The sequence below is a fragment of the Vibrio sp. 1401 genome (assembly GCF_033340295.1).
Map to the genome: position 1 here is coordinate 1 of NZ_JAWOWF010000139.1, position 1,067 is coordinate 1,067.

At 46.4% G+C, this 1,067-nt stretch carries 1 protein-coding gene; it reads right to left on the bottom strand.

Annotated features, from left to right (window positions below):
• Positions 1-36 precede the first annotated feature (36 nt).
• Positions 37-984 carry an IS30 family transposase gene (locus tag R7Z77_RS24125; protein ID WP_253652475.1) on the bottom strand — a complete coding sequence of 316 codons (948 nt, stop codon included), beginning with the start codon at positions 982-984 and terminating at the stop codon, positions 37-39.
• Positions 985-1,067: the final 83 nt, after the last annotated feature.

Here is a 1,067-nt window from a genome sequence, read left to right on the forward strand (position 1 = left end):
CCCGAATTCAACTGCGAAGTGCGACACTCGCTAATATCAAGCAGCCAATGCCATTTCTTTAAATACAATTGCTGGCTGCTTGAAGTCTAAACATTTTCTCGGTCGATAATTTATCCGCAATAGAGCGAATTCAATATCGCTGTCTGTTACCGTTGTTAGGTCGGTTCCTTTCTTCACATATTGCCTTAAAAGACCGTTAGCATTCTCATTGGCTCCACGCTCCCAAGAGCTATAAGGGTGGGCAAAGTACACCTCAGCCTCCAACTCCTTTGCGATGGTTTCATGACCTGCAAACTCTCTCCCGTTATCTGTCGTGATGGTATGCACATGCTCCTTATAAGGCATGAGTAGCTCTATTGTTGCTTTGGTGACATCATCCGCTGACTTGGATGGCACTTTCTTTACCACGTAAAATCGTGTTTTACGCTCTAAAATAGTCACCATTGCTCCAGTGCCGTGCTTGCCTAATACGGTGTCGATTTCCCAATCACCAAATCGCTCCTTACTGTCAACGATGCTCGGCCTATCATCGATCGAAACGGCATTCTTGATTGCTGGCGCTTTCTCTTTTTTACCGCGACGATACCGCTTGTGTCCTTGCCTCAAGTGGCGATATAACTTGCCACCCAAGCGTTTATCCAGCGCAACAAATCGGTATATCCACTCATGGCTGACGGCGGCACCGACTTTAGTTAATACACTGGAAATCTGCTCTGGACTCCAATCCGCTTCTAAAAGGAGGCGGATAAAATCAACACGCTCCTGAGGTATACGGTATTTACGCGCTGATGTACGTTTTTTGATTGACAACACCTGGGCTTCGTTTGGGCAATAATGACTGCCCTTGCGGCCACGTTTAAGCTCCCGATATACCGTAGAGCGATGGCACTGAACTGTTTTAGCTATTTCAGAAACGGAAATTCCCCGTTCCAAAAGAGCAGAAATCTGGTATCTTCTGCCCTCGGTCAACTGCTGATAATTCATGGTAGTACTGCTTGTTTCTTTGGCGAGAAGAGCGTACCACTTTCAGCAGTTGGCTTCCTCTTCTACACCTTTCCATGAATGTC